The sequence below is a fragment of the Streptomyces aidingensis genome (genome assembly GCF_900112355.1).
GTDB lineage: Bacteria > Actinomycetota > Actinomycetes > Streptomycetales > Streptomycetaceae > Streptomyces > Streptomyces aidingensis.
Genome location: NZ_FOLM01000007.1, coordinates 215,751 through 242,657, shown reverse-complemented (window position 1 = coordinate 242,657; position 26,907 = coordinate 215,751). Strand labels below are relative to the sequence as shown.

The 26,907-nt window shown below is 70.8% G+C and carries 26 protein-coding genes, 1 tRNA gene and 3 pseudogenes; 12 read left to right on the top strand and 18 right to left on the bottom strand.

What is annotated here, in order from left to right:
* Positions 1–53: 53 nt before the first annotated feature.
* The gene (locus tag BM242_RS14955; protein WP_093839311.1) at positions 54–1,058 is read right to left on the bottom strand and encodes an NAD(P)-dependent alcohol dehydrogenase; all 1,005 of its coding nucleotides are present in this window, start codon (positions 1,056–1,058) and stop codon (positions 54–56) included.
* 156 nt (positions 1,059–1,214) lie between these two features.
* On the opposite strand from BM242_RS14955, the pseudogene BM242_RS14950 reads away from it, so the two are divergent.
* A pseudogene (locus BM242_RS14950) lies at positions 1,215–1,427 on the top strand (toxin Doc); the annotation flags it as partial.
* A gap of 198 nt (positions 1,428–1,625) precedes the next feature.
* Here BM242_RS14950 and BM242_RS14945 read toward each other — a convergent pair.
* From BM242_RS14945 to BM242_RS14935, 3 genes are read right to left on the bottom strand one after another with little or no spacing between them, the layout of a single operon-like run.
* The gene (locus tag BM242_RS14945; protein WP_093839310.1) at positions 1,626–2,246 is read right to left on the bottom strand and encodes a dihydrofolate reductase family protein; all 621 of its coding nucleotides are present in this window, start codon (positions 2,244–2,246) and stop codon (positions 1,626–1,628) included.
* On the bottom strand, positions 2,246–2,752 hold the full coding sequence (locus tag BM242_RS14940) for an SRPBCC domain-containing protein (protein ID WP_093839309.1): 507 nt from the start codon (positions 2,750–2,752) through the stop codon (positions 2,246–2,248). Before BM242_RS14940 ends, BM242_RS14945 begins: the two co-directional genes overlap by 1 nt.
* Before the next feature lie 3 nt (positions 2,753–2,755).
* Entirely contained in the window at positions 2,756–3,079 is a 324-nt protein-coding gene (locus BM242_RS14935; protein WP_093839308.1) for an ArsR/SmtB family transcription factor, read from the bottom strand.
* A 444-nt stretch (positions 3,080–3,523) separates the two neighbouring features.
* On the opposite strand from BM242_RS14935, the gene BM242_RS14925 reads away from it, so the two are divergent.
* Both BM242_RS14925 and BM242_RS14920 read left to right on the top strand, forming a co-directional pair.
* Positions 3,524–4,060, top strand: a complete 537-nt coding sequence (locus BM242_RS14925) for a GNAT family N-acetyltransferase (protein WP_093839306.1) — start codon at positions 3,524–3,526, stop codon at positions 4,058–4,060.
* Between the two features lie 83 nt (positions 4,061–4,143).
* Positions 4,144–4,368 (top strand): hypothetical protein, encoded by a 225-nt coding sequence (locus BM242_RS14920; protein WP_093839305.1) that lies wholly within the window; start codon positions 4,144–4,146, stop codon positions 4,366–4,368.
* A 433-nt stretch (positions 4,369–4,801) separates the two neighbouring features.
* Here BM242_RS14920 and BM242_RS14915 read toward each other — a convergent pair whose 3' ends face one another.
* The 3 genes from BM242_RS14915 to BM242_RS14905 form a co-directional block, all read right to left on the bottom strand.
* Complete coding sequence (locus BM242_RS14915) at positions 4,802–5,176, bottom strand: LuxR C-terminal-related transcriptional regulator (RefSeq protein ID WP_093839304.1); 375 nt, start codon at positions 5,174–5,176, stop codon at positions 4,802–4,804.
* 820 nt (positions 5,177–5,996) lie between these two features.
* The gene (locus BM242_RS14910; RefSeq protein ID WP_093839303.1) at positions 5,997–6,329 is read right to left on the bottom strand and encodes an AzlD domain-containing protein; all 333 of its coding nucleotides are present in this window, start codon (positions 6,327–6,329) and stop codon (positions 5,997–5,999) included.
* Positions 6,326–7,009 carry an AzlC family ABC transporter permease gene (locus BM242_RS14905; RefSeq protein ID WP_093839302.1) on the bottom strand — a complete coding sequence of 228 codons (684 nt, stop codon included), beginning with the start codon at positions 7,007–7,009 and terminating at the stop codon, positions 6,326–6,328. The genes BM242_RS14910 and BM242_RS14905 overlap by 4 nt, the downstream gene beginning before the upstream one ends.
* Positions 7,010–7,077: 68 nt before the next feature.
* Here BM242_RS14905 and BM242_RS14900 point away from each other — a divergent pair, with 68 nt between their 5' ends.
* A complete protein-coding gene (locus BM242_RS14900; RefSeq protein WP_093839301.1) occupies positions 7,078–7,647 on the top strand; it encodes a helix-turn-helix domain-containing protein in 570 nt (189 codons plus the stop codon).
* A 19-nt stretch (positions 7,648–7,666) separates the two neighbouring features.
* On the opposite strand, the gene fabG is transcribed toward BM242_RS14900, so the two are convergent.
* The 9 genes from fabG to BM242_RS14855 all read right to left on the bottom strand — a co-directional run bounded on the left by fabG (position 7,667) and on the right by BM242_RS14855 (position 17,114).
* Entirely contained in the window at positions 7,667–8,386 is a 720-nt protein-coding gene (gene fabG, locus BM242_RS14895) for a 3-oxoacyl-ACP reductase FabG (RefSeq protein ID WP_093839300.1), read from the bottom strand.
* Positions 8,387–8,439: 53 nt separating this feature from the next.
* Positions 8,440–9,522: a branched-chain amino acid aminotransferase gene (locus BM242_RS14890; protein WP_093839299.1), complete on the bottom strand. Its 1,083-nt coding sequence runs from the start codon at positions 9,520–9,522 to the stop codon at positions 8,440–8,442.
* Between the two features lie 40 nt (positions 9,523–9,562).
* The gene (locus tag BM242_RS14885; protein ID WP_093839298.1) at positions 9,563–11,158 is read right to left on the bottom strand and encodes an acyl-CoA carboxylase subunit beta; all 1,596 of its coding nucleotides are present in this window, start codon (positions 11,156–11,158) and stop codon (positions 9,563–9,565) included.
* A gap of 91 nt (positions 11,159–11,249) precedes the next feature.
* Positions 11,250–12,188 carry a fumarylacetoacetate hydrolase family protein gene (locus tag BM242_RS14880; RefSeq protein ID WP_093839297.1) on the bottom strand — a complete coding sequence of 313 codons (939 nt, stop codon included), beginning with the start codon at positions 12,186–12,188 and terminating at the stop codon, positions 11,250–11,252.
* Position 12,189: 1 nt separating this feature from the next.
* Positions 12,190–12,612: an acyl-CoA thioesterase gene (locus BM242_RS14875; protein ID WP_093839296.1), complete on the bottom strand. Its 423-nt coding sequence runs from the start codon at positions 12,610–12,612 to the stop codon at positions 12,190–12,192.
* Positions 12,613–12,617: 5 nt separating this feature from the next.
* Complete coding sequence (locus BM242_RS14870) at positions 12,618–14,465, bottom strand: acyl-CoA dehydrogenase family protein (RefSeq protein WP_093839295.1); 1,848 nt, start codon at positions 14,463–14,465, stop codon at positions 12,618–12,620.
* A 95-nt stretch (positions 14,466–14,560) separates the two neighbouring features.
* Positions 14,561–15,781 (bottom strand): beta-ketoacyl-[acyl-carrier-protein] synthase family protein, encoded by a 1,221-nt coding sequence (locus BM242_RS14865; protein WP_093839294.1) that lies wholly within the window; start codon positions 15,779–15,781, stop codon positions 14,561–14,563.
* Positions 15,778–16,020, bottom strand: a complete 243-nt coding sequence (locus BM242_RS14860; protein WP_093839293.1) for an acyl carrier protein — start codon at positions 16,018–16,020, stop codon at positions 15,778–15,780. The genes BM242_RS14865 and BM242_RS14860 overlap by 4 nt, the downstream gene beginning before the upstream one ends.
* 74 nt (positions 16,021–16,094) lie before the next feature.
* A complete protein-coding gene (locus tag BM242_RS14855) occupies positions 16,095–17,114 on the bottom strand; it encodes a beta-ketoacyl-ACP synthase III (protein WP_175541422.1) in 1,020 nt (339 codons plus the stop codon).
* A 160-nt stretch (positions 17,115–17,274) separates the two neighbouring features.
* Here BM242_RS14855 and BM242_RS14850 point away from each other — a divergent pair, with 160 nt between their 5' ends.
* The 8 genes and pseudogenes from BM242_RS14850 to BM242_RS30265 all read left to right on the top strand — a co-directional run bounded on the left by BM242_RS14850 (position 17,275) and on the right by BM242_RS30265 (position 24,613).
* Entirely contained in the window at positions 17,275–18,651 is a 1,377-nt protein-coding gene (locus tag BM242_RS14850) for an FAD-binding oxidoreductase (RefSeq protein ID WP_093839291.1), read from the top strand.
* A 479-nt stretch (positions 18,652–19,130) separates the two neighbouring features.
* Positions 19,131–19,993 (top strand): IS5 family transposase gene (locus tag BM242_RS14845; RefSeq protein WP_175541436.1). Its coding sequence is split into 2 segments (ribosomal slippage): positions 19,131–19,479 and positions 19,479–19,993, totalling 864 coding nucleotides; the frame shifts between segments, so codons are not numbered across the junction.
* Positions 19,994–20,268: 275 nt separating this feature from the next.
* Positions 20,269–20,466, top strand: a pseudogene (locus tag BM242_RS31170) (hypothetical protein); the annotation flags it as partial.
* Positions 20,467–20,468: 2 nt separating this feature from the next.
* On the top strand, positions 20,469–20,849 hold the full coding sequence (locus tag BM242_RS31165; protein ID WP_175541421.1) for a transposase: 381 nt from the start codon (positions 20,469–20,471) through the stop codon (positions 20,847–20,849).
* 185 nt (positions 20,850–21,034) lie between these two features.
* Positions 21,035–21,769: pseudogene (locus tag BM242_RS14835) on the top strand (SDR family NAD(P)-dependent oxidoreductase); the annotation flags it as partial.
* Between the two features lie 210 nt (positions 21,770–21,979).
* The gene (locus BM242_RS30830; protein WP_281254685.1) at positions 21,980–22,111 is read left to right on the top strand and encodes a hypothetical protein; all 132 of its coding nucleotides are present in this window, start codon (positions 21,980–21,982) and stop codon (positions 22,109–22,111) included.
* A gap of 466 nt (positions 22,112–22,577) precedes the next feature.
* Entirely contained in the window at positions 22,578–23,822 is a 1,245-nt protein-coding gene (locus BM242_RS14825; RefSeq protein ID WP_175541420.1) for a PQQ-binding-like beta-propeller repeat protein, read from the top strand.
* A 398-nt stretch (positions 23,823–24,220) separates the two neighbouring features.
* Positions 24,221–24,613 (top strand): hypothetical protein, encoded by a 393-nt coding sequence (locus BM242_RS30265; RefSeq protein WP_245834089.1) that lies wholly within the window; start codon positions 24,221–24,223, stop codon positions 24,611–24,613.
* Positions 24,614–25,277: 664 nt separating this feature from the next.
* Here the strand turns inward: BM242_RS30265 and BM242_RS14815 are convergent.
* Positions 25,278–25,351 (bottom strand) — tRNA-Pro (locus BM242_RS14815).
* 99 nt (positions 25,352–25,450) lie between these two features.
* A complete protein-coding gene (locus BM242_RS14810; protein WP_093839288.1) occupies positions 25,451–26,857 on the bottom strand; it encodes a lipase maturation factor family protein in 1,407 nt (468 codons plus the stop codon).
* Between the last annotated feature and the right edge of the window lie 50 nt (positions 26,858–26,907).

The window sequence follows — 26,907 nt, the reverse complement described above, 5'->3', positions numbered from 1 at the left end:
GGTCCTCGGTGGCCGGCCCGGCCCGGGGCTGTCCCGCGGTACCCGTCGCGGGGTCACATGGTGAGGACGATCCGGCCCTGCGCCCGGCCCTCGGTCAGCCGGCGCAGGGCGGCGCCGTACTCCTCCAGCGGATAGGTCCGGTCCAGCACCGGTGCCAGACGGCCGCTCTCCAGCAGCCGGGCCACCTCCGCCATCATCTTCCGCTGATCGCGCCGCTCGGCGCCGCCGCGCAGTTCCGGGCGGAACGGGGCCCGTGCCATCAGGGCGAGGAAGCGGGGCAGGGAGCCGAGGACCCGGCCGGCCGCCTGTCCGAACCGGTCGTGTCCGATCAGCACATAGCGGCCCCCGGGATCGAGCACCCGCCGGCAGGCGGCGAACGGACGGTTGCCGAGCACGTCGAAGACCAGGTCGTAGCGGGCGTCACCGCGGGTGAAGTCCTCCGCCTCGCCGTCCAGGACCTGGTCGGCGCCGAGCGCCCGCACCACATCGAGCTTGTCCGCCAGATCGACCCCGGTGACGTGCGCGCCGTACGACGTGGCGAGCTGCACCGCGCAGCCGCCCACCCCTCCGGCGGCGCCGTTGACCAGCACCCGCGCCTGTGGCCGCCGACAGGCCGGCGGGAAGTTCTGCAGGGCGATCAGCGCCGAGGTGGGCAGGGCCGCCGCCTGCGCGAATCCGGCCGCCGCGGGCTTGAGCGCCAGGGTGCTCTCGGCGGCCACGGCGTACTCGGCGAAGGAGCCGCCGTTGCTCCACTGATGGCCGCGGACGGTCTCTCCGAAGACCTCGTCGCCGGGCCGGAACCGGCTCACCCCGGTACCCACCGCCACCACTTCGCCCGCGAGGTCTGTTCCGGGCACCGGCTGCTTCGGCCGGCGCAGTCCGGAGCCCATCAGCCGCAGCACATACGGCCGCCCGGTGACCGTGTGCCAGACGTCGGGATGCACCGATGCCGCCCGCACCCGCACCAGCACCTCGTTCGCACCGGGCGACGGCCGCTCGATCTCCCTCAGCTCCAGTTCCTCCGGGGAACCGTAACGCCGCTGCACAACCGCCTTCATCGCTCGCACCTCTTCTTCGGGCACTGGTCCGGCCCCCGAGCCTGCGCTCCGGACGGCCCCGCGCGCAATCCGCGGGGCGGAAGGCGCTGGCGCGGAAACCGGGAGATCGCTCTTGCGGTCGGTGGGGCGGCCGTTGTGCGGCCCCGGGGCAGGCGGATTCCCGTACCGGGCCCGGGTAACCGCATCGACGTGCCCCGGCCGCTGCACCGCCACGAGGACGTCCTCCCCGAGCAGCCTGTCGTCACCGACTTCTCCGCCCTGGTCGCCGCCGTCGTCCTGCTGCACACCCTCGCCCTGCTCAAGCCCCTTCCCACCAGCAACACCCGCTTCGCCTGTGCCACCGCCGTGGCCTACATGCACGTCAGCGGTGGTCCGCATCCGGTGGAACATCGAGAGCCGCCATCCGGAACTGCTCGATCCCCTCACGGTCGTGCCGAGGCGGTGGAACGTCTCCAGCACGGTCTGCCGGGCAGGACCCGAGCCGCCGTCCCTCGGGACGATCAGGCGAATGGTGCAGTTCTCCGGCCGCGGGTGCTCGGATCGCTGGGGTGGAGCGGGGTGGCGCGGCTACCGTGGGTGCACGGCGTAGGTCAGGTGCGTCACCCGCGACGATGGCTCCGAACGGACCGGCTCCAGCGCGATCCTGGACGCGTCCACGCCCTCGAACAGGCGAATTCCGGAGCCGAACAGCACGGGCGACAGCGCGATCGAGAACTCGTCGACCAGGCCGGCGTTCACGTACTCCAGGACCGTCGCACCGCCGCCCGCGATGCGGATGTCGCGGTCGCCGACGGCCTCGCGGGCCTGGTCGAGCGCGGGCTCGATGCCGTCGTTGACGAAGTGGAACGTGGTCCCGCCCGGCCGCTCCCAGGGGTCACGCTTCTCGTGCGTCACGACGAAGACCGGCGTGTGGAACGGCGCCTCCGCCGGCCACATCTGCTCGCCGGCGTCGAACATGCGCTTGCCCATGACGCTCGCACCGGTGCGCTCGAACGTCTCCCGCACGATGTCGTTGTCGCGCCCCTCCTCGCCGCCCTCGCCCAGCTTCAGGTTCTCCCGGAAGAACCGCTGCGGGAAGATCCACTGCTGCAGTTCCATCCACTGCTGCCCCATCAAGTCCCCGAGGGACTCGGGCGCGATGAACCCGTCCAGCGACATCGACACGCTGAAGAACACCTTCCCGGCCATCAGCCCTCCGCCCCCTTCCGAACGATCTCAGTGACGTAGGCCGCCAGGTTGCTCAGGGTCTGCCGGCCGCCCTCGACCGCGTGGTACTTCTCGACCGCCTCGTCGCGCAGTTCCTTGGTGGGGAACACGGTGCGCATCACGATCCGGGTCGCCGCGCCGTCCGGTGTGAAGGTCAGGACCGACTCGAAGGCGTTCGGGTCGTCGCGGGACTCACCGTGCAGCAGCGCGATGCGCTCCGGAGGGGCGATCCGCAGCCAGCGGATCCACCCGGAGTAGTCGGTCCCGTCCGGCCCGTGCAGCACGAAGTACCACTCCCCGCCCTCGCGGAACTCGAAAAACCGCGTAGTGGTGGTGAACCCCTCCGGACCCCACCACCGCGACAGGTGCCGGACCTCGGTGAACGCCTCGAACACCAGCTCCCGCGGGGCGTCGATGAGCCGGGAGATCACGATCTCCCGGTCGCCCGTCGCCGACTCCGCCCGCGTTTCCTGCCTTGCCGCTTCCATCGGTCATTCCTCCCGCCGTGTCTGCTTGAGGTCCTGCACGTAGGTGTCCAGCCGGTCGAAACTCTCGTTCCAGAACCGCTCGAATCCGCCGACCCACTCGTGGACCGGACGCAGCCCGCTGGCGTCCAGGCCGTAGAGGCGCTGCCTGCCCGCCCCGCGGACCCGCACCAGCCCCACCTCCCGGAGCACCCGCAGGTGCTTGGACGCCCCCGGCTGGCTCATCCCCAGCTCCCGGGCCAGGTCGGTCACCGGCCGCTCACCCGCCCGCAGCAGCGCGCGGACTTCGGCAGGGCGTTCGTAAAATCCCGGGCCTTGTGAACCCGTCACCTTTGATGGCGGGCGCCACGGCCGAGCCGCTTGTGTTCGTGGACGACGAGGGTCACGGCGACGCCGGAGGATCGGACCTCCCCGGCGAGCTTCACGACGGCCTCCAGGCCGGGGCCCCGGGTGGCGCGGGTGCAGATCGTCTCCGCAAGGACGCGGCCACCCCCGACCACCACCAGCCGGACACCGGGCACTACCGCCCCCGCTTCCCTGGGGCGCTCCGGCCTGTCTGTGCTCACAGGGCTGCCGGAACACGGCACGTGGACGGAGCCGACGTATTCGGCGGGTACGGCGATCAGTGCCGTACGGACCTTGCGGAAGCCGAGTCGGGCGTAGAGCCCGCGCTGCCGCGCCTGCCGCCCTGTCGAAAACCCCTGGCACTACACCACACAGAACGTGAGGATCAACGGAGCAATCGGTGTCCAGCACTCAGAGCAGGGGGAACGCATGGCCGGCCGGGTGGAAGTGCAGCAAGTGGACGAGGACAGCCTCGAAGAACTCCTCGCGGTAGCCGTCAAGGACGCAGCACCCGAAGAGGTCATGCCTCCCGTGGCCGGTCCACCAGGATGGACGGCCGAACGACAGGAGACCTTCCGAAACTGGCACCGGGCCCGACGCCCCGGGCTTGCCGGCCCGCTCCGCGAGTCCACGTTCGCGGTCACCCACCACGGTGAAATCGTGGGATCAGCCCGCCTGGCCCTCCGCGACAGCCATGATGTCCTCGAAATCGGCTTGTGGCTCGGCCGCACTCATCGCGGACGCGGAATCGGCACCGCTACTGTCCGCATCCTGCTTGACACAGCCGTGAGAGCCGGTGCACGGACCGTAGTCGCGGACACGACGACTGACAACACGGCGGCGCTTGCCGCCCTGCGCCGCAATGGTGCAGCGCTCACCGCAAGCGGGGAAACCGTCGCAATCCACGCTGAGCTGACGCCGAAAAAGATGCTGCCGCCGTCACCCACCACCACCGCGAGCCCGTGACCTTCGCGGCTGGTCAGCACGACCTGCCCAGGGGTGCAGCACGATGCGCTCGTCCGCCTCCGCCGCCGGATCAACGCGGTGGCATGGTCCAGCCGCAGCACGTCCACCGGTCGGTGGGAGGCCATGTCCAGCACGGTGGCGCCGAAGCGCCGGCCACGGCGCAAGGCGAACTCATCCACGCCCACCACCTCGATTTCCGGGACCGGTGGAAGAGCCAGCCGCCGGATCTGCCGCAGCAGCGTGGACCCGCTCACCGCGACCGGCAGGTGCGCCAGCAGCCGCTGTCCGGCCTGTCCACCCAGTGCTGACGCGACGTGCTCGACGAACGGTCGCCCGGCGGCAGCCGTCACAGGGCCCGCGATCGGCACCGCCGCCCTCTCCGCTTGTGTTCGGCCCGGCGGGGAGGGGCGGCGGGCGGGCCCGCGTGGCGGGCGGAGGACCGGAGCGATCCGGCCCTTGCCGGTGGCGTCGGGGCCGGCGCGCTCCGCCCCGACGCCACCGCCGCCCCGCACGACCCCGCCTCCCGCAGCTACTACGGCAAATGCGCAGCCCGCGGGAAGACCCGCACACAGGCCCTCTCCCCGGCGATGCCTACCGGATCGTCGTGGATCGTCACAGTTGGGCAGTGGCCCACACGATCTTCTCGGCCCGGTGAACACCTTCGGCAGAAGTGTCCAACCCCTGGACGGTTGACAGCGAGTGCCGTCGCTGCGGAGGTCCTTGCGGCGGTCGCGGTCGGTGTCAGTAACCCGGACTCGGAGTTCTCAGTCTCAGGGGGTGGCACCTGGTCGGGTCGGTGGCGCAGGGGACCGCGGCGCCGTGGGTGAGGATCTCCCAGGCGAACCCGACGATGCCGGCCTGGAGGCGGGACTCCACGACGAGTTTGGCCAGTATCTGGGCGACATGGGCCTTGGCGGTGCGTTCGGTGATGAACAGCTGGGTAGCGATGGCCCGGTTCGACGATCCCTTCGCCAGCGTCCGGAAGACGTCGAGTTCACGCTCGGATAACAGCGGCACTCGTGTCAGAGCGGCGTCCCAGACGTGGTGGTGGACCAGTGCCGCCTGCCGGGCGGCGATGAGGTGGGGGGACGTTGTCAGGGGTTCTGCGGTGCGCATGACGGTTCCTCGGTTCCCTCTGGCTGGTGGGCGGTCATCTCGTGGGGTGAGTCTGCGCGCGTCGACGCGTGCGGGCCTCGCCGGTGAGTCCCGCAGGGTGGGCGGAAGGGCAGGCCGACCAGCCGGGTCGGCCGCGGGGCATGGGGGCGGCGAACGGTGCAGCGTCGTTCCGGGGAACGAATGAGGGCAGGCTTGGGGGCACGTCAGGCAGGTCAATTCCCGGCCGGTCGGACTGTGCTGCGCGGCGTGTGAATTCCGGCTACTTCCGGTGGCGTACCCGGAGTCGGTCCGACCGGCCTCGGACCGGCCAGCCGATTCGCCTCGCCCCGGGTGGCTCGATATGGGCGCAGAAAGTGCATGATTTCGTCGGGAGTTACCGGAGTGCCCTCGAAATTCTTCGACGGCCACCAAGGAGCAGGGCCGACGTCGACGCCGGAAAGGAATTCCGGGCGGCTTCGACGGGCGGATGGCGGGCCGAACCCCGGACGTGATCGAGGCGTACTACGGGAGTCCTGAGGTGCAGTAACGGAAGGAGTCCGACTCCCCCACCCACGATGGTTCCCCTTGAGCATCTCGATGGAACGGCATCCCGAACGAAAGGCGAGCAATGCGAACACGGGTGGCCGACCTCTGGAGGTCGTTACCTAGTGGTAGGGTACTCGGCCGCTACTGGAGCGAGCAATACCAGAGGCAATGTCTGAGACAAGTGGCTGAATTCCGCCATGATGTTTGAATTCTCGGGCGGTGCATCGCCCGGTGAAATGCGCGAGGCCGCCCGGACAGGTTCCTCCGGGCGCTCTTCGGAATGGTTTCGGGGATGTCACGGAACGCCCGCGAGTCGCAGGAGCGCCGCTGTCCCGGCCGCCGCGAGGACGACGACGAGAAAGGGGGCCCTGAGCCAGGCGAGCACTCCGCCGACCAGTACCCCGAGCGCCCGGGCCGCGCCGGCGAAGCCGTCGCCCTCGGTGAGCGCCGCCGTGGCCGTCAGTGCGGCGAGCAATACGACCGCCGAGACCTCCAGCAGCTTCTCGACCTGCTTCGGGAAGGTGACCTTCGCCCGCAGGGCGGGACCGGAGAGGCGTAGCAGAAAGGTCCCGGCCGCCAGGGCGGACATCGCCGCCAGCGCCGGCAGCAGGGGAAAGTGATTGCTCATCGTGCTGCTCCTTCGAGGTTCTTCGTCCGGAACAGCGGCAGCGCGGCCAGCGCGACCAGGACCGGCAGTCCGGCCGGCAGGAAGGTGGTGAGGGCCAGCGCGATTGCCGAGCCGGCCAGCGCGGTGCGCCGCATTGCCCGGTCCTTCATCGCGGGCAGGATCAGGGCCAGGATCACCGCGGGGAACATCGCGTCCAGGCCGAGGGCGTCGGTGTCCCGGACGACGCTGCCGAGCAGCGCGCCGAGCGCGGCGCCGGCGGGCCAGCAGGCCAGGATGCCGAGGCCGCAGGCCCAGTATGCGGCCCGCTTGCGCGCGAGCCCCTCCTGGGCGATGGCGAAGACGACCGTCTCGTCGTTCATCAGATGCGTGCCGAGCAGCCCGCGCCAGCCCCGCCCGAGCACATCGGGCATCGCCAGACCGAACGGCAGGTGGCGGGCGTTGACCAGCAGGCCCGCCAGCAGCGCGGCGATCGGGCTCCCCCCGGCGGCGATGATCCCGACGAAGAGGAACTCGGACGACGCCGCCAGGACGAGCGCGCCCATGAGCACCGGGAACCACCAGGGGAAGCCCGAGGTGACCGAGATGGCTCCGTACGACAGACCGATGACCCCCACGGCCAGGCAGACGAGCGCGATGTCCCGCAATGGCCCCTTGCCCAGCGTTTCCCATAACGTACGCATGGTGTTTATGGTGAACACCCTGGAGGGTGTTCGTCAAGGCGAACGATCGACCATTGGAGCGAACGCGCGTGTCCGACGTCGACCCCACTCTCAAGCCGCCTTTGGCAGTGATCGCCGCATCCCTGCGTGCGGAGCGAGTCCGGGCGGGGCTCTCCCTCACCGAAGTCGCCCGACGTGCCCGGATCGCCAAGTCCACGCTCTCGCAACTGGAGTCCGGTACCGGCAATCCCAGTCTGGAGACGCTGTGGGCGCTGTGCGTGGCCCTGGAGATCCCCTTCTCCCGGCTGCTGGCCTCCTCCCGTCCTCCCGTCCAGGTGCTCCGCGCGGGCGAGGGACCGGCCATCGGCTCGGCGCAGAGCGATTACCGGGCCACCCTGCTGGCCGCCTCTCCTCCGGGGGCGCGGCGGGACCTCTACAGCATCGCGGCCGAGCCGGGCCCGCAGCGCTCCTCCGCACCGCACATGCCCGGCATCGTCGAGCATGTCGTGATCGGCGCCGGCCGGGCCCTGGTGGGCACCGCCGACGAACCGGTGGAACTGTACCCGGGGGACTACATCAGCTACCCGGCCGACGTCCCGCACGTCTTCCGGGCGCTGGAATCCGGCACGCGCGCGATTCTCGTCTCGGAGCACTCCTGAGCACGCGCACGGCCCGGCTTCAGTGCCCCATGCCCCAGCCGCCGTCCACCGACAGGATGGTTCCGGTGATGTAGGCGGCGTCCTCGGAGGCGAGGAACCGGACCGCGGCCGCCACCTCCGCCGGCTCTGCGCTGCGCCCCAGCGGTACCTTGCTCAGTATGGCCGTACGCTGCTTCTCCTTGAGCGCCTTGGTCATGTCCGTGTCGACCACGCCCGGCGCCACCACGTTGCAGGTGACCCCCCGGGAGCCCAGTTCGCGGGCGACGGACCGGGCGAAGCCGACCAGACTCGCCTTCGACGCCGCGTAATTGGTCTGCCCCGCCGCGCCCAGCAGGCCGACTGCCGAGGAGATCAGGACGATCCGTCCCCGCCGTGCGCCGACCATCTCCTCGGCGGCCCGCTTGACCACCCGGAACACACCCGTCACGTTGGTGTCCAGCACGTCCGTGAAGTCCTTCTCGGCCATCCGCAGCAGCAGCCGGTCCCGGGTGATGCCGGCGTTGGCCACCAGTACCTCCACCGGGCCGTGTGCCGCCTCCACCTCCTTGAACGCCTGCTCGACCTGCGCCGAGTCGGTGACGTCGCAGGTGACGGCGAGGCAGCCGAGGCCGGTCGCGGCCCGCGGCGGTTCACCCGTGCGGTAGGTCAGCGCGACCTTGTCGCCGGCCTGCGCGAAGGCACGCGCCACGGCGAGGCCGATCCCCCGGTTCCCTCCAGTCACGAGGACCGAACGGCTCATGTCTTCCACGCACCCTTCTGCACCTTCGGTTGGCCCGGACCGGCGGACGCCGGTCAGGCGATCTTGTGGACCCAGCCGAACGGGTCCGGTCGCGAACCGTCCTGGATCCCGGCCAGTTCCGCGCACAGCCGCTCGGTGACCGGGCCGGGCGTGCCGCCGCCGATCGTCCAGTCCCCGTCCGCACTCCGGACGAAGCCGATCGAGGTGATCATCGACGAGGTGCCGCAGGAGAACACCTCGGTCAGCGCCCCCGCCTCGGCGTCGGCCCGCCACTGCTCTACACTGATCCGCCCCTCCTCGGCCCGGTGGCCGAGCTCGGCCGCCAGGGTCAGCACCGAGTCCCGGGTGACGCCTGCCAGCAGCGTCCCGGACAGCTCCGGCGTCACCAGCCGGTCGCCGTAGACGAAGAAGAGGTTGCTGGTGCCCATCTCGTCCACCCAGCGGCGTTCCGCCGAGTCCAGCCACACCACCTGGTCGCAGCCCATCTCCTTGCCCTGCGCCTGCGCGACCAGCGTTCCCGCGTAGTTGCCGCCGCACTTGGCTTCGCCGGTGCCGCCGGGGGCCGCCCGGGTGTAGTCCTGGGAAAGCCACACGGTGAGCGGGGTCGACCCCGCCGTGAAGTAGGAGGCCGCAGGTGAGGCGATCACCATGAACCGGTAGGCGGAGGAAGGGCCGTAGAAGCCGATGGTGGGCTGGGTGGCAATCATGAACGGGCGCAGGTAGAGGCTGTGCCCGGGCCGGTCCGGGACCCAGTCGCGGTCGGCGCCGACCAGCAGCTCGAGAGCCTCGACGAAGGTTTCCCCGGGCAGCGGCGGCATCGCCATGCGCGCGCAGGAGCGGTTCAGCCGGGCCGCGTTGGCGTACGGGCGGAAGGTCACCACCGTGCCGTCCCGGCGCCGGTACGCCTTCATGCCCTCGAAGACCTCCTGGCCGTAGTGGAACACCTGGGCCGACGGGTCGAGCACCAGTGGCCCGTACGGGTGCAGCCGGGCGTTGTGCCAGCCCCGGTCCCGTTCCCAGTCGATGCTGATCATGTGGTCGGTGAACACCTCGCCGAAGGCGGGTGACTCCATCAGTGCCGCCCGCTCGGCGGCCGGCCGGCGGACGGCGGTCTCGGTGGTGAAGGTGATCGTCATGGGTGCGCTCCGGGGCACGAGGTCACGGGGGTTTCTCAGGTCACAGGGGGATGTTGGCGTGCTTGCGGGACGGCTGGTCCGCGTGCTTGCTCCGCAGCATCCGGAAGGCGCGGACGAGCAGCGCCCGGGTCTCGACGGGGTCGATCACGTCGTCGACGAGGCCGCGCTCGGCCGCGTAGTAGGGGTGCATCAGCTCGGACCGGTACTCCTTGACAAGCTGGGCCCGCAGGGCCTCCGGGTCGTCGACCTCGGCGATCCGCTTGCGGAAGATGACGTTCGCGGCGCCCTCGGCGCCCATCACCGCGATCTCGTTGGTCGGCCAGGCGTAGGAGAGGTCGGCGCCGATCGAGCGGGAGTCCATGACGATGTACGCGCCGCCGTAGGCCTTGCGCAGGATCAGCTGGACCCGCGCCACCGTGGCCTCGCAGTAGGCGTACAGCAGCTTGGCCCCGTGGCGGATCACCCCGTCGTGCTCCTGGCCCACCCCGGGCAGGAAACCCGGCACGTCCACCAGGGACAGCAGAGGGATGCTGAAGGCGTCGCACGTCCGCACGAACCGGGCGGCCTTCTCGCTGGCCTTGATGTCGAGCACCCCGGCCAGAGCGAGCGGCTGGTTGGCGACGATGCCCACCACCTGGCCGCCGAGCCGGGCCAGCCCGCACACGACGTTGCGTGCCCAGCCCTCGTGGACCTCCAGGAAGTCGCCGTGGTCGACGATCTCCTCGATCACCCGGTGTATGTCGTACGGCAGCCGGCCCTCGGCCGGGACCAGTCCGAGGAGGGCGTCGTTGCGCCGGTCGTCCGGGTCGGCGCACGGGACGGCCGGCGGGTTCTGCCGGTTGTTGGACGGCAGCAGGGACAGCAGGTACCGGACCTCGGCCAGGCAGGTCCGCTCGTCCTCGTACACGAAGTGCGCGACACCCGACAGCTCCGCGTGGACATCGGCGCCCCCGAGCTTCTCCTGGCTGACGTCCTCGCCCGTGACGGCCTTCACCACGTCGGGTCCGGTGATGAACATGTGCGAGGTGCCGCGGACCATGAACACGAAGTCGGTCAGGGCGGGGGAGTAGGCCGAGCCGCCCGCGCACGGACCCAGGATCACCGAGATCTGCGGGATCACCCCCGAGGCCCGCACATTGCGGCGGAAGATGCCGCCGTAGCCGGCCAGGGCCGAGACGCCCTCCTGGATGCGCGCCCCGGCTCCGTCGTTGAGCGAGACCAGGGGAGCACCCGCCGCGATGGCCATGTCCATGACTTTCTGGATCTTCTCCGCGTGTGCCTCGCCGAGCGCCCCGCCGAAGATCCGGAAGTCGTGCGCGTACACGAACACGGTGCGGCCCTCGACCGTCCCCCAGCCCGTGATCACGCCGTCCGTGTGCGGTCTGCGGTCCTCGATGCCGAAGCCGGCCGCCCGGTGCCGGCGCAACTGCTCGATCTCGTTGAACGACCCCGCGTCCAGCAGCACGTCGATCCGTTCGCGGGCGGTCAGTTTGCCCTTGGCGTGCTGGGCCAGGGTCGCGCGCTCGCTCGGACCGCCGCGCACCCGTTCCCTGGTCGCGTGCAGGTCGGCCACCCGCGCCCGGATGCCGGTGCACGTGCCCGGCAGCTCCTCCGTGAGGTCCTGCTGGACGGTCATCCGTTTCCTCTCCTTCCGGGATCTGCGCGCCCACCGGCGCCGTGGCCGGCGCGGCCGCGGTGGTGCGGACCGCGCCGGGGCCGACGCCCGGTCACGACCGGGTCCGTGCGGACGAAGCAGGCCGGACGGGGGCGGCCGCGACCTCCGGGGCGTCCGCCTCCGCGCCGCCCAGGACCACCGCCCGGCACTGCTGCCGCTGTGCGCCCAGCCCCGACACCTCCGCCTCCACCACGTCACCGGCCCGCAGGTACGGCTGGTCGGGGCGGCCCAGCGCGACTCCGGCGGGCGTCCCGGTCAGCACAACGTCACCGGGGTGCAGCACCATGCACTGGCTCAGGTACCAGAGCAGGTGGGACACCTCGAAGACCATGTCCGCGGTGGACCCGTCCTGCATCATCCGGCCGTTCACCCGGCAGGTCAGCCGCAGCCGGCCCGGGTCTCCCACCTCGTCCGGGGTGACCAGGTACGGGCCCAGCGGACTGAACGACTCGAAGGACTTGCCCTTCACCCACTGCCCGCCGCGTTCCAGGAGCCAGCTCCGCTCCGATACGTCGTTGCCGGTGGCGTACCCCGCGACATGGCGCAGCGCGGAGGCGGGGTCCGGCAGGTACTGCGCGCGTCGGCCGATCACCACGGCCAGCTCGACCTCCCAGTCCGTCTTCTCACCGCCCGGCGGCAGCAGCAGGTCGTCGCACGGGCCGACCAGCGTGGTCGGCGCCTTGCTGGCCACGATCGGCTCGTCGGGCAGCGCCAGGCCCGCCTCCGCAGCGTGCGCCCGGTAGTTGAGCCCGATCGACAGCAGATGCCCGCCCGGCCGGACGGGCGGGCCGACCCGCCCGGCGGCCGGGTCGACCGCCGGCAGCCCGACGGCCTCCCGTACCAGCCGCGCCGCCGTCTCCTGCAGCGCGTCGGGGTCGAGGGCCGCACCCGTCCAGTCCGGCACCCACGAGGACAGGTCCCGCACGGCCCCGTCGGGGCCCACCGCGCAGGGCCGCTCACCGCCCGGCGGTCCGATCCGCAGCAGCCGCATCTCAGCCGGCCGCCGCTGTCTGCTCGAGGTACTTCTCGAAGAAGCGGAACTCTTCGTCGGTCAGCCGCCGGGGCCGCCCGGCCCGGTAGTCGAACGGCGCCATCACGGTCGAGGCAGTGGCGTACACGGTGTCGCCGTCGCGGACCACGTAGTCGATGGCCACCGTCGCCGACTGGAGGCCGGAGACCCACATCTCGATTTCCACTGGTTCAGGCCGGTGGACCAGCCGGCGCCGGTAGCGGATCCGGTGCTCCACCACCACCGACCCGTCCTTGAAGAAGGCGTCGCCGTCGTTCGGCGCCATCCGGAAGATGAAGTCGACCCGCGCCTCCTCCAGATAGCGCAGATAGGAGACATTGTTGACGATGCCGTAGACGTCCATGTCCGACCAGCGGATCGGGCAGAAGTAGCTGTGCCTCGCCATGGCGCTCAGCTCCCCTCGGCGACCGCGCCGGCGGCCGGTCCGAAGGCGCCGGTGCACTGCTGGAAGGCGCTCACGTAGTCGTCAGCGGCGATCGGCGCCCTCAGCAGTTCCGGGGAGAGTCTGAAGCCGCCGATCAGGGCGTCGGTGTACGGCTGGAGCCGCACGCACAGCATGTCCGTCTCCCGGGGCAGCCGCTCCACCTGCTCGGCGGTCAGCACACCGCGCGCCAGGTACCAGCCGGCGTCCCGGCGCACCTCGCTCAGCCCGTACAGCGCGGCCAGCAGGCCGAGCGCCGTCCGCGCCGACTCGTCCTCCAGCGTGCCGAGCGCGGCGGCGAAGCACTCCAGCGCGGTCCGCACACCCCGGGCCCGGGCCATCTCCAGACCGGTGTTGATGGTGCCGTTCCAGTTCTCGAAGTACGTCCGGCCGCCGGTGTCGTCCGCCATGGCGGCGGCGGCCTCCCGGAGCAGCTCCGCCTCCCGGTGCCGTACCGCCGCCACCAGGAACGCGAGGTCCCCCAGGTGCCGTCCCGCGGGGTCGGGGGCCGGGGCCGGCTCAGTGCCGTCGCCGTCGCCGTACTGCGCGATGATCTGCCCGGCGGTGGTGGCCAGCAGCACCTGGTTGTCGCCCTCCGCGGTCACCAGGCCCTGGAGCAGCGACCCGTAGTCCGCGATCCGGTTCGCGCTGAAGATGCCCTGCGCACCGCAGCGCTCACGGCAGGTGGCGACGACGTCGGTCATCTCCCAGGTGGACAGCGCCTTGGTGATCGACACCAGATGGTTCAGCCCGGCGGAGAGGGCGTCCTGCGGCGCCGCCGTGAACTCCCGCTTGGCATGGTTGAGCAGCAGCGTCATCGCGTACGTCCGGGACAGCGCGGTGTACAGCGCGAGCTGGTGACTGCGGTACTCGATGATCGGCAGGTCGTTGCGGCCGGGCGCGTTGGTGAGCCGCTGCGCCGCGAACCGCAGCGCGATGTACACGCTCGCCCGGCCCGCACCCGTCGCCGCGCTGGACACGCACAGCCGGCCGGGCAGAATGCGGTTCATCGCGCGCAGGAAGCGCTTGCGCCGATTGCCGGACGCCGGGCGGAACACGCCGTCGGCGTCGAAGCCGCCCATGTCGCCGTGGAGCAGCTGGCGGCGCGGGACGCGCACGTGGTCGAACCAGGTGAGGCCGTTGTCGAGGCCCTGCACCGGCTTCTCCGGGCACGGCGCGGCGTGCACACCCCTGCACAACTGCTTCCCGTCGCTGATCCGGACGAGGAACGGGTACACGCCGTGGTCCTTGCCGTCCGCCTTCAGCCGTGCCATCACCACGGCCAGCTTGGGGACGTCCTGGAACCCGCTGTAGGACATGTACTTCTGCGCGAGGGCGTCGGGCGTGTTCAGGACGAACGTCTCGGTGGCGGAATCGTAGACGGCCTCGGTGCGCAGGGCGGCCACATTGTTGCCGTAGCCCAGCTCGGTGGCCATGTACGGGCTGAAGGAATCCAGTCGGTCCAGTTCGTCGAACAGGTCCTTCAGGTCCTCGCGGTCGCCGTGCTCCACGACGGTTCCGAAGGCCAGGTTGTAGTGCACCATCAGCAGCGAGAACGTGGAGACGTCCACCAGTGACGGCCATTCGGCCAGCGCGAACAGCCGCCATGGATCGGCCAGGACATCCCGCGGACGTTCCAGTCCGGCGTGCACGGCTCGCGACCGTTCGTAGGCCAGCTTCCCGGCCTCGGTCATGGTCAGCCCTTCGCGGAAGTCGAAGACCGGGTCCAGCAGCAGCTCGTGCAGGTCCTGGTGCGTCTGCTCGTACCTGCCGTCGAAGAGCAGCCGGGACAGTTCGGCGGAGGCCGACGAGGTCATGTGTGGGTCCTTTCCCGCGGCTGTGACTCCCGCGGTGGGGTTGTGAGGCGACCGGCGGAGGGAGCCGCCGCGATCAGGCGGAGCTCAGGAAGGGGTCAGGCCGAGGCGATCAGCAGGGCCGCGTTCTGGCCGCCGAAGCCGAACGAATTGCTCAAGGCCACGTCGACCCGGGCGTGGCGCGCCGCGCCGTGCACGACGTCCACCTCCACCCGCGGATCGACCTCGGCGGTGCCCGCCGAAGGCGGGATCACACTGTGGTGCACCGTGAGCGCAGCGAACGCGGCCTCGATGGAACCGGCCGCTCCCAGCGGGTGCCCGGTGACGCCCTTGGTGGAGCTCACCCGCACTTCCGGGCCGGCCACCCGCTGGATCACTCCCGCCTCGATGACGTCGTTGAGCGGGGTCGAGGTGCCGTGCGCGTTGACGTAGCCGATGTCCCGGCCGGTCAGCCCGGCGTCCGCGAGAGCCGCACGGACCGCCAGCTCGGCGCCCCTGCCCTCCGGGTGCGGGGACGTCACATGATGCGCGTCCGCGGAGGCGCCGTACCCGATGACCCGGGCAACCGGCCGCACGCCCCTGGCCCGCGCATGCTCCTCGGACTCCAGCACGACGACTCCGGCGCCCTCGCCGAGCACGAACCCGTCGCGGGCCCTGTCGAAGGGACGCGACGCGGTCCCCGGGTCGTCGAGCCGCCGTGACAGCGCCCGCATCCTCGCGAACGAGGACAGGTACAGCGGCGTGATCGGCGCCTCGGCACCACCGGCCACGACGATGTCGGCCAGCCCCGAGCGGAGCAGCTCACGGCCCAGGCCGATCGCGCTGGCCCCGGCCGCGCACGCCGTGCAGGGGGCCGAGCACGGCCCGTTGGCCCCGATGTCGATCGCCACCTGGCCGGCGGCCATGTTGAGCAGCCCCATCGGGAGGGTCATGGCGGAGATCTCCTCCGGCCCCTCCTCCAGCAGTACGCGGTGCTGCGCCTCCAGCGTGGCGGTGCCCCCGGCGCCGGAGCCCAGGACCACCGCCACCCGTGAGCTGTCCGCCCACTCGCCCGGGACGAGCCCGGCCTGGTCCAGCGCCTCACGCGTGGCGGCGACGGCGAACTGGGAGTAGCGGTCCCACTGCCAGGCGGTGCGCCCCAGGGCGGCGGGGGCGAAGTCGGGCACCCTGCATGCCATGGACACCGGCAGGCCCTCCAGGTCGGCGTGGTGCGCCGCCGTCGGCCGGCCCTCGACCACACGGTCCCAGCTCTCCTTGACGCCGATACCGGCGGGAGTCACCAGGCCGATGCCGGTGACGGCGGTCGCGTAGCCGGTCATCGGACCGCAGCGCCCTTCTTCTCGACCAGGGCGACGATGTCGGAGACCGAGGAGATCTCGGACAGCTCTTCGTCGCTGATCGCGACGCCCAGGCGCTTCTTCAGGGCGGTGGCCAGTTCGAGCTGCGACAGGGAGTCGAGACCGAGGTCGTCGAAGGTGGCCTCGGGCACCACCGCCTCGGCATCCAGATCGAAACGGGCGACGAAGACCTCGACGACGGACTCGTGGGCGGCACTCATGATGTCTCCTCCTGGAAGGCTGTGGGGGTACGTCAGGTGAAGAGGGAACCGGGGGACGCGGAACCGGGAAGCCGTCAGTCGACGGACTCGGCCCGGATCTCCGGCCACACGAGCGTGGTCGAGCCCCAGGACAGACCGGCCCCGAAGGCGGACAGCAGCACCCGCTGGCCCGCCTTGAGGTCCCCGCGGGCGGCGTAGTCGTTCAGCAGCAGGGGCACGGACGCGGCCAGGGTGTTGCCGACCCTGTCGATGTTCACCGCAACCCGCTCCCCGGGAAGCTCCAGCTCCTCCGCGACCGCACGCACGATCCGGATGTTGGCCTGGTGGCCGACAAACCAGTCGACGTCCGCCGCGGACCACTCGGCGCGTTTGAGGGCCGCCTGCGCCGACTGCGTCATCCGCTCGACGGCCTGCGTGTAGAGAGGACGCCCCGCCATCCGCAGGTACCAGTCACCCGTCGGAACCGTGGCGTGCCCCAGGCCGCCGTCGGCGGAACGCTGCCGGGCACCGCCCGCCGGAATGGCCAGCAAGTCGGCCAGTGCGCCGTCGCTGCCGAGGTCGAACGGACCCAGCGCGCCGGGGGCGTCCGGTTCGCCCCTGCGCAGGACGACCGCGCCCGCGCCGTCGCCGAAGATCGGCGCCGTGGTCCGGTCCGCCGGGTCCACCAGCGTGGTGAACGCCTCCGACCCGATGAACAGCACGGTGTCGGCGGTGCCGGCGGCGATCAGGCCGGACGCGGTGGCGAGCCCGTACAGGAAACCGCTGCACGCCGAGGTCAAGTCGAACGCGGCCAGCGGTCCCAGACCCAGCCGCGACGCCACCTCCGGCGCCACCGCCGGGCAGAGACGCTCGGGCGAGGTGGTCGCCACGACCACGGCGTCCACCCCGGACACATCGGCCGACCGCAGGGCACGCTCACCGGCCGTCACGGCCATGCTCCCCGTCGAGATGCCCTCGGAGACGAACCGCCGCTCCCGGATGCCCGTCCTGGTACGGATCCACTCGTCCGTGGTGTCCAGGGTGCGGGAGAGGTCGTCGTTCGTGACCGTCACGGGCGGGAGAAAGCTCCCGATTCCCATCAGCACTGCCGTCATCGACTCACCCTCCCGAGGACCGCGGACACGGCCTTGACCTGACGTCAAGCAAGGCTGGCCCAAGGCTCGGGGGCCGGGCAATTGGCCGTTGGTACAGGCGCCATGGCCTGTACCAACGGCCAATTGAACGGCTGCTGCCCCGGATGCCAGCCTCACCGGGGTGACCACGACACCGAGTGATCTCGCAGGGCTCCTCCCGGCCGGACGGGTGATCACCGACCCGGCCCTGGTGGCGTCCTTCGCCCATGACGAAGCAGCGGGCGCCCCCTACGCGCTTCCGGCTGCCGTGGTGCAGCCCCATGGCACCGCCGAGGTGGCGGCCGTCGTGGCCCACTGCGCGGAGCACGGCGTGCCGGTCGTGGCCCGCGGGGCGGGCACCGGCCTGTCCGGCGGCGCCAACGCGGTCCGGGGCGCGGTGGTGGTGTCCTTCTCGGCGATGGACCGGGTCCTGCGCATCGACACGGAGGAACGGCTGGCCGTCGTACAGCCCGGCGTCGTCAACGAGGACCTGCGTGCCGCGTGTGCTGCCAAGGGCCTCTGGTACCCGCCGGATCCGGCCAGCGCCCCGTGGTCCACCATCGGCGGGAACGTTGCCACCAACGCGGGCGGACTGTGCTGCGTGAAGTACGGCGTCACCCGGGACTACGTGCTGGGCCTCGAGGTGGTCACCGGTCGCGGCGACGTGGTCCGGCTGGGGCGGCGCACCGCCAAGAGCTCGGCCGGTTTCGAACTCGCCGGTCTGCTGGTCGGTTCGGAGGGCACCCTGGGCCTGGTCACCGAGATCACGGTGCGGCTGCGGGGCGAGCGCGCCCAGGAGCACACCGTCGTGGGCTACTTCGCCGACCTGCCGAGCGCCGGCCGGGCCGTCGCCCGGGTGGTGGCCTCCGGTGTGGTCCCGAGCGCCCTGGAACTCGTCGACCGCTTCTCCCTGCGTGCCGTCGACGAGTGGAAGAACATGGGCCTCACCGACGGCGGCGACGTGCTGTTGCTGGCCCGCTGCGATGCGCCCGGCGCGGTGGGCGCCCAGGAGGCGGACACCGTGCTGGCCTGCTTTGAGGCGGCCGGCGCCACCTGGAGCGCGCGGTCCGGCGACCCGGCCGAGGCGGACGCCCTGTTCGCCGCCCGGCGCCTGGTCTACCCTGCGCTGGAACGCCTGGGCATGGTGCTCAGCGAGGACGTCTGCGTCCCCCGCACTCTCCTGCCCGAGATGCTCGCACGCCTCGCGGACGTCGCCGCGCGGCACGGCGTGCACATCGCCACCCTGGCGCACGCCGGGGACGGCAACCTGCACCCGATGCTGGTCGTGCCGCGCGGTGACGAGCGGGAACTCGCCCGCTGCCGCGGCGTGTTCGAAGAGGTCGTCGACCAGGCGCTCGCGCTGGGAGGCACGGTCACCGGCGAGCACGGCGTGGGCCTGCTGAAGATGCGCGGCCTGGCCGACGAACTGGGCCCGGCGGTGCTGGACCTGCACCGTGGCATCAAGCGGGCGTGGGACCCGGCGGGCATCCTCAACCCGGGCAAGGTCTTCACCGCCTGACACCGGCGCCGCGGCCCCGGCGAAGCGCCGGCTTTCCGTCGCTGGAACACGACCAGGTGAGGGGCCCGGGAGCGGATCGACGGGCCGGTGGCTGCTGCCCTGCGTGGAATCGATCCCGAAGCGCACACGCAGCCCGGCTGACGCCAGGATGGTGATCGACGGGATGCCGGTCCTCGCGGGCCGTGTTCGACAAGGGGCCGGCCGACGCCCCGGAGCAACTGGTCCGCAGCGGGCGGCTCGGAGCCACCGGGGCAGCCGAGGGACATCATGCTCACCGAGGCCTGCTGCACCGAAGGACGCTGCGGCGCCCTCTGTTGGGCACTGTCCGGCGGATCATGCGACTACTGGGATCCGGGGGTGCCCGGTCCCTGCTGGTCAGTGCTGGCGGATTGGGCGGATGCGGCAGTGACGAGCGGTGCGGATCCAGTGCTTGCCGCAGCGGACGGCGAACGGGCACTAGGCAGTTTCGTTTGGATCAGTTGGTCGTTGGTCCGGGTGTGCCGTTGACTGATGCGCAGTGGGCGCGGATCGGGCCGCTCCTTCCGGACCGGACGCCGAAGCGGGGTGGCCGCTGGCGGGACCATCGTGAGGTGATCGACGCGATCGCCCACAAGTTCCAGACCGGCACGCAGTGGGTCCGCCTGCCGGAGAAGTACGGCAACTGGCGAGGCGTCTACAACCGGCTGCGGATGTGGGCCGCCGACGGCACCTGGGAGCGGGTGTTCACCGGTCTGGTGGCCCAGGCCGACGCGGAGGAGGACCTCGGCTGGGCCGTCTCGGTGGACTCCACGATCGTGCGGGCCCACCAGCACGCGGCCGGGGCCCGCGAAAAGGGGCCGCGGCCGGCGAACCGGCCGACCACGCCATCGGCCGCTCCCGCGGCGGACTGACCACGAAGATCCGCCTCGCTGCCGACGGCCGCTGCCGGCCCCTCGCATTCGTTCTCACCGCCGGGCAGGCCGGCGACGCTCCCGCCTTCACCGAGGTCATGGCCCGTCTGCGCGTTCCCCGCGGCCGGGGACGCCCGCGCACCGGACCGGAGGTGGTCCTGGCCGGCAAGGCCTGCTCCTCACGCGAGATCCGCGAGCACCTGCGCAGGCGCGGTATCCGGGCAGTGATTCCCGTTCCCGCCGACCAGCGCAGCCACCGGCTGCGCCGCGGCAGCCGGGGCGGCAGGCCACCGGCCTTCGACCGCGAGTCCTGCAAGCAGCGCAACACCGTCGAGCGGTGCATCAACCGCCTCAAACACTGGCGGGGCATCGCCACCCGCTACGAGAAGACCGCCACCATCTACCTGGCAGGACTCCACATCGCCGGCATCTTCCTCTGGTCCGCCCGGTGATCCAAACGAAACTGCCTAGCCCTACGATCCGGATGCCCGCCGGGCCATCCGGGGCAACACCCGCTGGAACGGCTACCTGGTCCACGTCACCGAGACCTGCGACACCGACGCCCGCGTCAACTTGACAACGGACATCGCCACCACCAGCCCCATCCGGGACACCCAGGCCCTGCCCGGCATCCACACCCGGCCCCACACCCGCCAACTGCTGCCCGCCCAGCACCTGGTCGACGGCGGCTGCATCTCCACCGCCCTGCTGAACAACTCCGCACGCGATCACCGCGTCCAGCTCGTCGGACCGGTCAAGGCCAGGCGGAGCGTGGCAGAAGAAGGAACAGACCGGCTTCACCCGCGACGACTTCACCATCGACTTCGACCGGCGCCAGGTCACCTGCCCGAACGGCCAGACCAGTACCACCTGGCTCGAGGCCCCCGCCACGGCGCCCTGCACAGCCGCCCGGTTCGCCTCCCGTCAGTGCGACCCCTGCCCGGACCGTCCTGCCTGCACGAGGGAAAAATCCGCCCGCACCGCTGCTTCCTCCCTCGTCACCTGCACGAACTCCAGGCCGGCAACCGCACCGACCAGCAGGATCCCCGATGGAGGCGGCTCTGCGCCACCCGGTCCGGCGTCGAAGGCACCATCTGCGAACTCGTCAACGCCCACCAAGCCCGCCGCAGCCGCTACCACGGCCACCGCAAGACCCACGTCCAACACATCCTGACCGGTATCGCCATCAACCTCGAACGCCTCGCCTCACGAGCCCACCCCCACTACCCCAGAGGTCTCACAGCGTTCCAGCGCTACCTCGACTCACGAGACCTGACCTGGGAATGCTGGTGGCGGCAAGGCAAATGAACCAGGCCCTCAAGATCCCCGACAGAGTCACTCACCGGCTCCGCACGGGTTTCGGCAGTCGCCATGCCGCCCAGCCCAGGACTTGATCTAGACCTTGCTCTAGTTCATCGCGTCGTCGGCATGACATCACTGATCAGCAGCCACTCGGCTCGCCTTTCTCTGCCACCAGCACCGCCGAGGACGTCATGGCCGCCTTCGACCTTTCCGGTGCAACCGCCGTCGTAACCGGGGGCTGCTCCGGACTCGGTCTGGAAACCACCCGGGGCCTGGCGGCCGCCGGGGCCCGGGTCATCGTTCCGGCACGCCGACCCGGCCTCGCCCGCGCCGCTCTCAAGGAGGTAGATGCTTGCGACGTCATCCCCATGGACCTGGCGGACCTCGACAGCGTGCGCCCGCCGCCGTACAGATCAATGACTCCCTCAGTAAACTCGATCTCCTCATGGCCGTCGCCGGCGTCATGGCCACCCCTGAGCGGCGCTTCGGACCCGGCTGGGAAGGCCAGCTCGCCGTCAACCACTTCGGACACTTCACCCTCGCCTGCGAGCTCTACCCCCTCCTGGCCACCGCCGACGATGCGCGTCGTCGTCAACAGCTCCGCCGGGCGCACCCTGACCGACATCCGCTGGCACGACCCGCACTTTCGCACCGGCTACGACAAGTGGCTGGCCTACGGCCAGGCCAAGACCGCCAACGCCCTGTTCGCCGTGCAGCTCGACGCCCTCGGGCACATCGACGGCGTCCGGGCGTTCGCTCTCCACCCGGGCAAGATCATCACCGGCCTCCAGCGAGAGATGACTCTCCATGAGCAGATCGAACGTGGATGGGTGGACGAGCACGGCACCGTGATCGGCGCCGACTTCAAGACATCCTCCCAAGGCGCAGCCACCGGCTTGTGGGCAGCCACCTCTCCGCTCCTCGACCGCCCCTCGGCCCCCGCCGCAGCCCACGTACGACACCGGCGTGGGTGATCGAGAAGACCGAGGCCGAGGCCTGGCGACGGAAGGAGAAGTGGTCCGCGAGGCAGATCACTCAGCGCGGCCCTGCGCCTGCGCAACGGAGTCGTCGCGCGGCGCCTGGCGGCCCGGACGAAGCGCGTCGCGAGGATCGCGGAGCGGGAGGCCCCGGGCAGCATGGGGAACTACATCTCCTGGAAGATCGACAGCGTACCGTCCGGCCTCCAGGGCGTGATCGTGTGCGACCACCCCGCCACGCGGCTGGTGCTGGACTGCACCCGCCTGCACCTCATCCGGCCGGGGAGGTAGCGCGCATTGCGGTTCGAGGCCGGAAGCAGGGAGGTCTTTGCCGCCGTGGTCCGCCGCCCGGCACGAGGGCGAACAACTTCCTGGGCTGCGCTCCGGCAGGTCCGGCCGCTGAAGGCCGTCGAGTGACCTGTTCTGGGCAAGACCGGCGACACCCTGGCGGCCGTCCGCGGTCTGTGCGAGGTGTGGCCGGCTCTTCCTCTTGACTCGAACTCGAGGCCGCCCCGGTTGTGCCCTGTGCTCCGGTACGGAGGTCGTCCGGCCGACACCGTCAGTACCAAGTCGTGAGCCGTCACCGGTGTGCGTGCGCCTCGGGCCTTCGGAGAAGTTTTCCGCTTCTCCAGCGGACTCACTGCTTTCGCCCTAGTGTTGTGTGCGCTGTGTCAGCTCGCGCTGTGTCCTGGCTGTTGTCCTGTCGGAGGAACACGTTCCGATGCGCCGTTGCGCCATCTCTCCCGCCCGTAGTCGCTTGCGCTTCCTGGCAGCAGCGGTGCTGCTGGGCCTGATGGCGGTGGGATGCGGCTCCGGCACAGAGGAAGCATCGCCGAAGCCGGAGCCCGAGGCACCGCAGCAGTCCGCATCGGGCGCTCCCGGCGAAACCTCTCAGGCCGCACCCGGCTCCTGGCCTCTTGACGTCAGTCACGGGGAGCGGTTCTCCTCCGACGGGGAAGTGCTGCTGGTGACGGACGAGCTTCTGGAGAACGGCTTCACCGTCGGCGTGACTTACACTTCCTACAGCCTGGCCGACGGTGCGCAGCTCGCCGGTCCCACTGAACTCGATCCGCCCCCGCCGCGCTGCGGTACGGAGTCGGTCGTGCGCTCCGACGGCACCCACGTCGTGCTCGACACCTACACCGTGGAGACACCGGCCCAGGGCTTGGAACCAGCCTCCGAAGAGGTTTTTCTGCGTGCTGTCGACGCACACACACTGGACACGTTGTGGACCAGCCCCTACGAGGGGGGCTGGTGTCACGGAGTGGACGTTCTCGCCGGTCCCCGCTTCGCCGTCGAGAGCGGGTCGGATGGCGCGCAGCATGTCGTGCTCACCACCCCCGTCGGTGTGAACCAGTCCAGCAACGGCGTGATCGTGGATCTCGACAACGGCGAGATGACGCATCCGGACTCCGGTACCGAGCGCTTCCTGGGAGCGGCGGGAGCCTGGGTGTTGGCCGAGTTGCCCGGTGACACGCTGGGGGTCGTGGATCCGGCGACGCTGGAGGTGCACGGCCGGATCGAGAACTACTGCTGTCTGGATGCCATCGAGCGCCACCGTTATGCCGTGGCCGGTGGCCTCCTGGTCGCCCCAGGCGCTGACGAGGCCGTGATGCCTCTTGCCGCATGGTCCCTCCCGACCGCCGAGCCGGAGTGGTCCGGCACCGAGGTCGGTGCGGGTGTGGCCGCTGTCGAGCCGGAATCCGGGCTGGTGATTCGCGGTAGCGCGGCGCGCAACGAGCACGGTGACGCGCTCCTCTACCCCTCGGCGGCCTCAGCGGTGGACCCGTCCACCGGCTCTGAACTCTGGGGGCCGCTGGGCGACGAGTACTGCGGCGTGTTGAACGGTGAAGTCCTCGTCGAGGCGAACGACCAGTTGGTCGGTCTCGACCCGGCCACTGGAGAGCAACTGTGGTACGAGCCGGACCGTGACCGGTGCCCGACGGTTCTGCCTGGCCTGGTGATCCATTACGGCGGCGACGCCGTTGTCGAGCTGCCCTGAAGCAGGGTGGCAGCGCGGGCCGTATGTTAGTGTGACGCACCGGAAATTTCGGGCTTAAGACCGTGTCCTATGTGGTGAGTTGGCCGTTGCCGCGGCATGGGCAGTGGCGGGTGTGTCAATTTAACGGCTGATCTTTGTTGTTGAGTGTCAGTTGTTGGTCGGGGTGAGGCGGCCCTCGTAGGCGATCTGGAAAGCGTTCAAGGGGCCTTCCAGCGCATGTCCACCTCTTGTGAACCGACTCCACGAAAGTCAGGGCTCATCAGGGACTCCACAAAATTCAGAGCAGCTCACCCTACCGGGCACGGGTGCGCTGGACCTGCCCCCATACGAGGGAGCGCAAGGGGGTCTCGCGGTCCTGTCCGACGCAGGAGCGGGCCCAGGAGTGGATCGACGGGCTGGTGGCTGCTGCCCTGCGCGGAATCGATCCCGAAGCGCACACGCAGCCGCTGGCGGCCTACGGCAACGCCAACATGAGGCTGGCGCTGCGGGGGCTGGAGCCGAAGACCACCGACCCCTGTCTGGCGGGGTGGCCGCTGCGGGTGGTGCCGTCCCTCGGGCATCTGCCGGTAACCGGAATCAGCAATGGGGCGGTGGACCGGAGTGTCTATGGCTGGATTGCCGACGGGTACGGGCGCTCCACGGTGAAGAACAGTCTGGCTGTGCTGGTCCGTGTGATGGAGCAGGCCAGGCGGGACGGCCTGATCGAGACCAACCCCGCCTATGCCAGGGGCTGGCAGAGCGAGTACAGCAAGGCCGAGGACGAACTCGACGCCCCCGCTCCCTGGCGCTGAAGGACTGGAACGCGCTGACCGCCCTGGCCGCGGCCCTGGTGGCCCGCTCCTACGACCACTACCAGGGCTGGGGCGAGGTGGTGATCTTCGCCGCCTGCACCGCCGCCCGTATCGGCGAGGTCTCCGGCGTGCGGGTGGGGGACATCGACACCGTCAACTGGACATGGACGGTGCGGCGTCAGACCACCCCCTCCCCGGGCGGGCTGGCGGACAAGCGCACCAAGGGCAAGACCGCCCGCCGTGTCCCGCTGATCGAGGAAGTCCGGCCGATCGTCGCCGCGGATTCTCGCCGCAGGGCCAAACCCGGACGCCCGGCTGTTCACCGGCCACGGCTCCCTGACCACCACCCAGCGCTACCTCCACCCCGACCTGCGCTCGATCACCGCCGTCGGCCAGACCCTCAGCACCCACCTGCGCCCGCCGGGACCACCACTGGCACGCACCCTGCGGGCGCTGTAGGGCAGCGACAAAGCCGTGAGCGCAGCCGGTGCCGGCCGAGTTGCGGGGCGGTCTCGAGCAGGCGTTCCTACTGGTCGGTAATCCCCGAGTGTTCCCCAGTGTAGGGTGCAGTAATCGCCGGGGCGTCAGGTGATGAACCGTCAGGGGCGTGCAAAAAGGTCCGCTGACCTGGGATTTCTCCCAGGCCAGCGGACCTTCGCTCGTGTCGGGACGGCGGGATTTGAACCCACGACCCCTTGACCCCCAGTCAAGTGCGCTACCAAACTGCGCCACGTCCCGGTGTCGGTGTTGACCTGGGGGTTTGGGTGGCCCCGGGCGTGCCGACAGACAGAACCATACATCATGTGGGGGGATGATCGTTAACGTGCGGGGACGGGGTCAGCGGGGGAGCGGGGGGAGGTATTCGCGGACCGGGGTGCGGTGCCACCAGTCGCCGGTGGCGCGGCGTTCCTGGCGGGTGGTGAAGCGGTAGCGGTAGAGACGGGCGCGGACGTGGGCCGGGGGGCGGTCGGGGAAGGGGTTGGTGCGCAGCAGACGGAGGGTGGGCCGGTCGCCCGCCAGGAGGCGCTGGGCCAGGGGGCGCAGCCAGGTGCGGGCGTAGGCGGGGGAGAGGGCGGCGAACCACATCAGCCAGTCCAGGCGCAGGTGGTACGGGGCGAACTGGCGGGGCATGCGGCCGGGGTCGCCGGGTTTGCCGCGGAATTCGTACTCGCGCCAGCGGGTGTCCGGGGTGATCACCGGGTCGTCGGTGCCCTCCAGCACCACCTCGTGGCGCTGCCGGGTGACCGTGCCGAAGGCGCCGTAGGTGTTGACCAGGTGCAGGGAGTCGTAGGAGCGGTTCATCTGCTGGCGGGGGGAGAGCAGGTTGCGGACCGGGCGGTAGCTGAGGACGGCGACCAGCACGGCCAGGACGAGGGTGGCGATCGTGAACCAGGCCGGGGTGGCCGGTGCCGGGGCGGGCGGGGCGAGGAGGAAGGAGAGGTCGGCGGCGGCGAAGGCCAGGACGATGGTCAGCCAGTTCAGCCAGGCGAAATTGCCCGAGGCGATCAGCCAGAGCTGGGTGATGACGACGACGGCGGCGGCGAGGGTGGCGATGGGCTGCGGGAAGAAGAGCAGAAAGGGCACTCCGAGCTGGGTGACGTGGTTGGCGGCTGCCTCGATCCGGTGCAGCGGGGCCGGCAGACGGTGGAAGTACCAGCTCAGCGGGGAGGGCATGGGCTGTGTCTCGTGGTGGAAGTACAGGCAGGTCAGTTTCCGCCAGCAGGTGTCGCCGCGCCATTTGATCAGGCCGGCACCGAATTCCACCCGGAACAGCAGCCAGACGAACAGCAGCAGTGTGACACGGGGCGGGGAGGTCTCGTCGTTGCCCAGGAAGATCGCCAGGAAGCCGGCTTCGAGCAGGAGCGACTCCCAGCCGAAGGAGTACCAGATCTGGCCGATGTTGACGATGGAGAGGTAGAGGGCCCACAGCACGGCCCAGGCCGCCATGGCGGCGGGCAGCGGCACGAGGTCGGCCAGGCCGAGCAGCAGGGCCGCGGAGAGCGCGGCGCCGGTCCAGGCCACGGTCCCGAGGAAGCGGTCCGAGTAGTGCAAGTGGAAGAGGCTGGGGGAGCGGCGGAAGGGCACCCGGCGCAGATAGCCGGGCGCGGGGGTGAGGCCGCGCTCGCCGGCCAGTGGGCGGAACTGGAGGGCGGCGCCGAGGAAGCCCATCAGGTAGATCAGGGCGAGGCCGCGTTGCAGCAGCAGTCTGCCGAGCCAGGCGTCGGGGAGGTCGAACCACTCCATGCGGCATCTTTACCACCGGGGGCGGGGACCGGTGCGGTACCGGGCGGTGT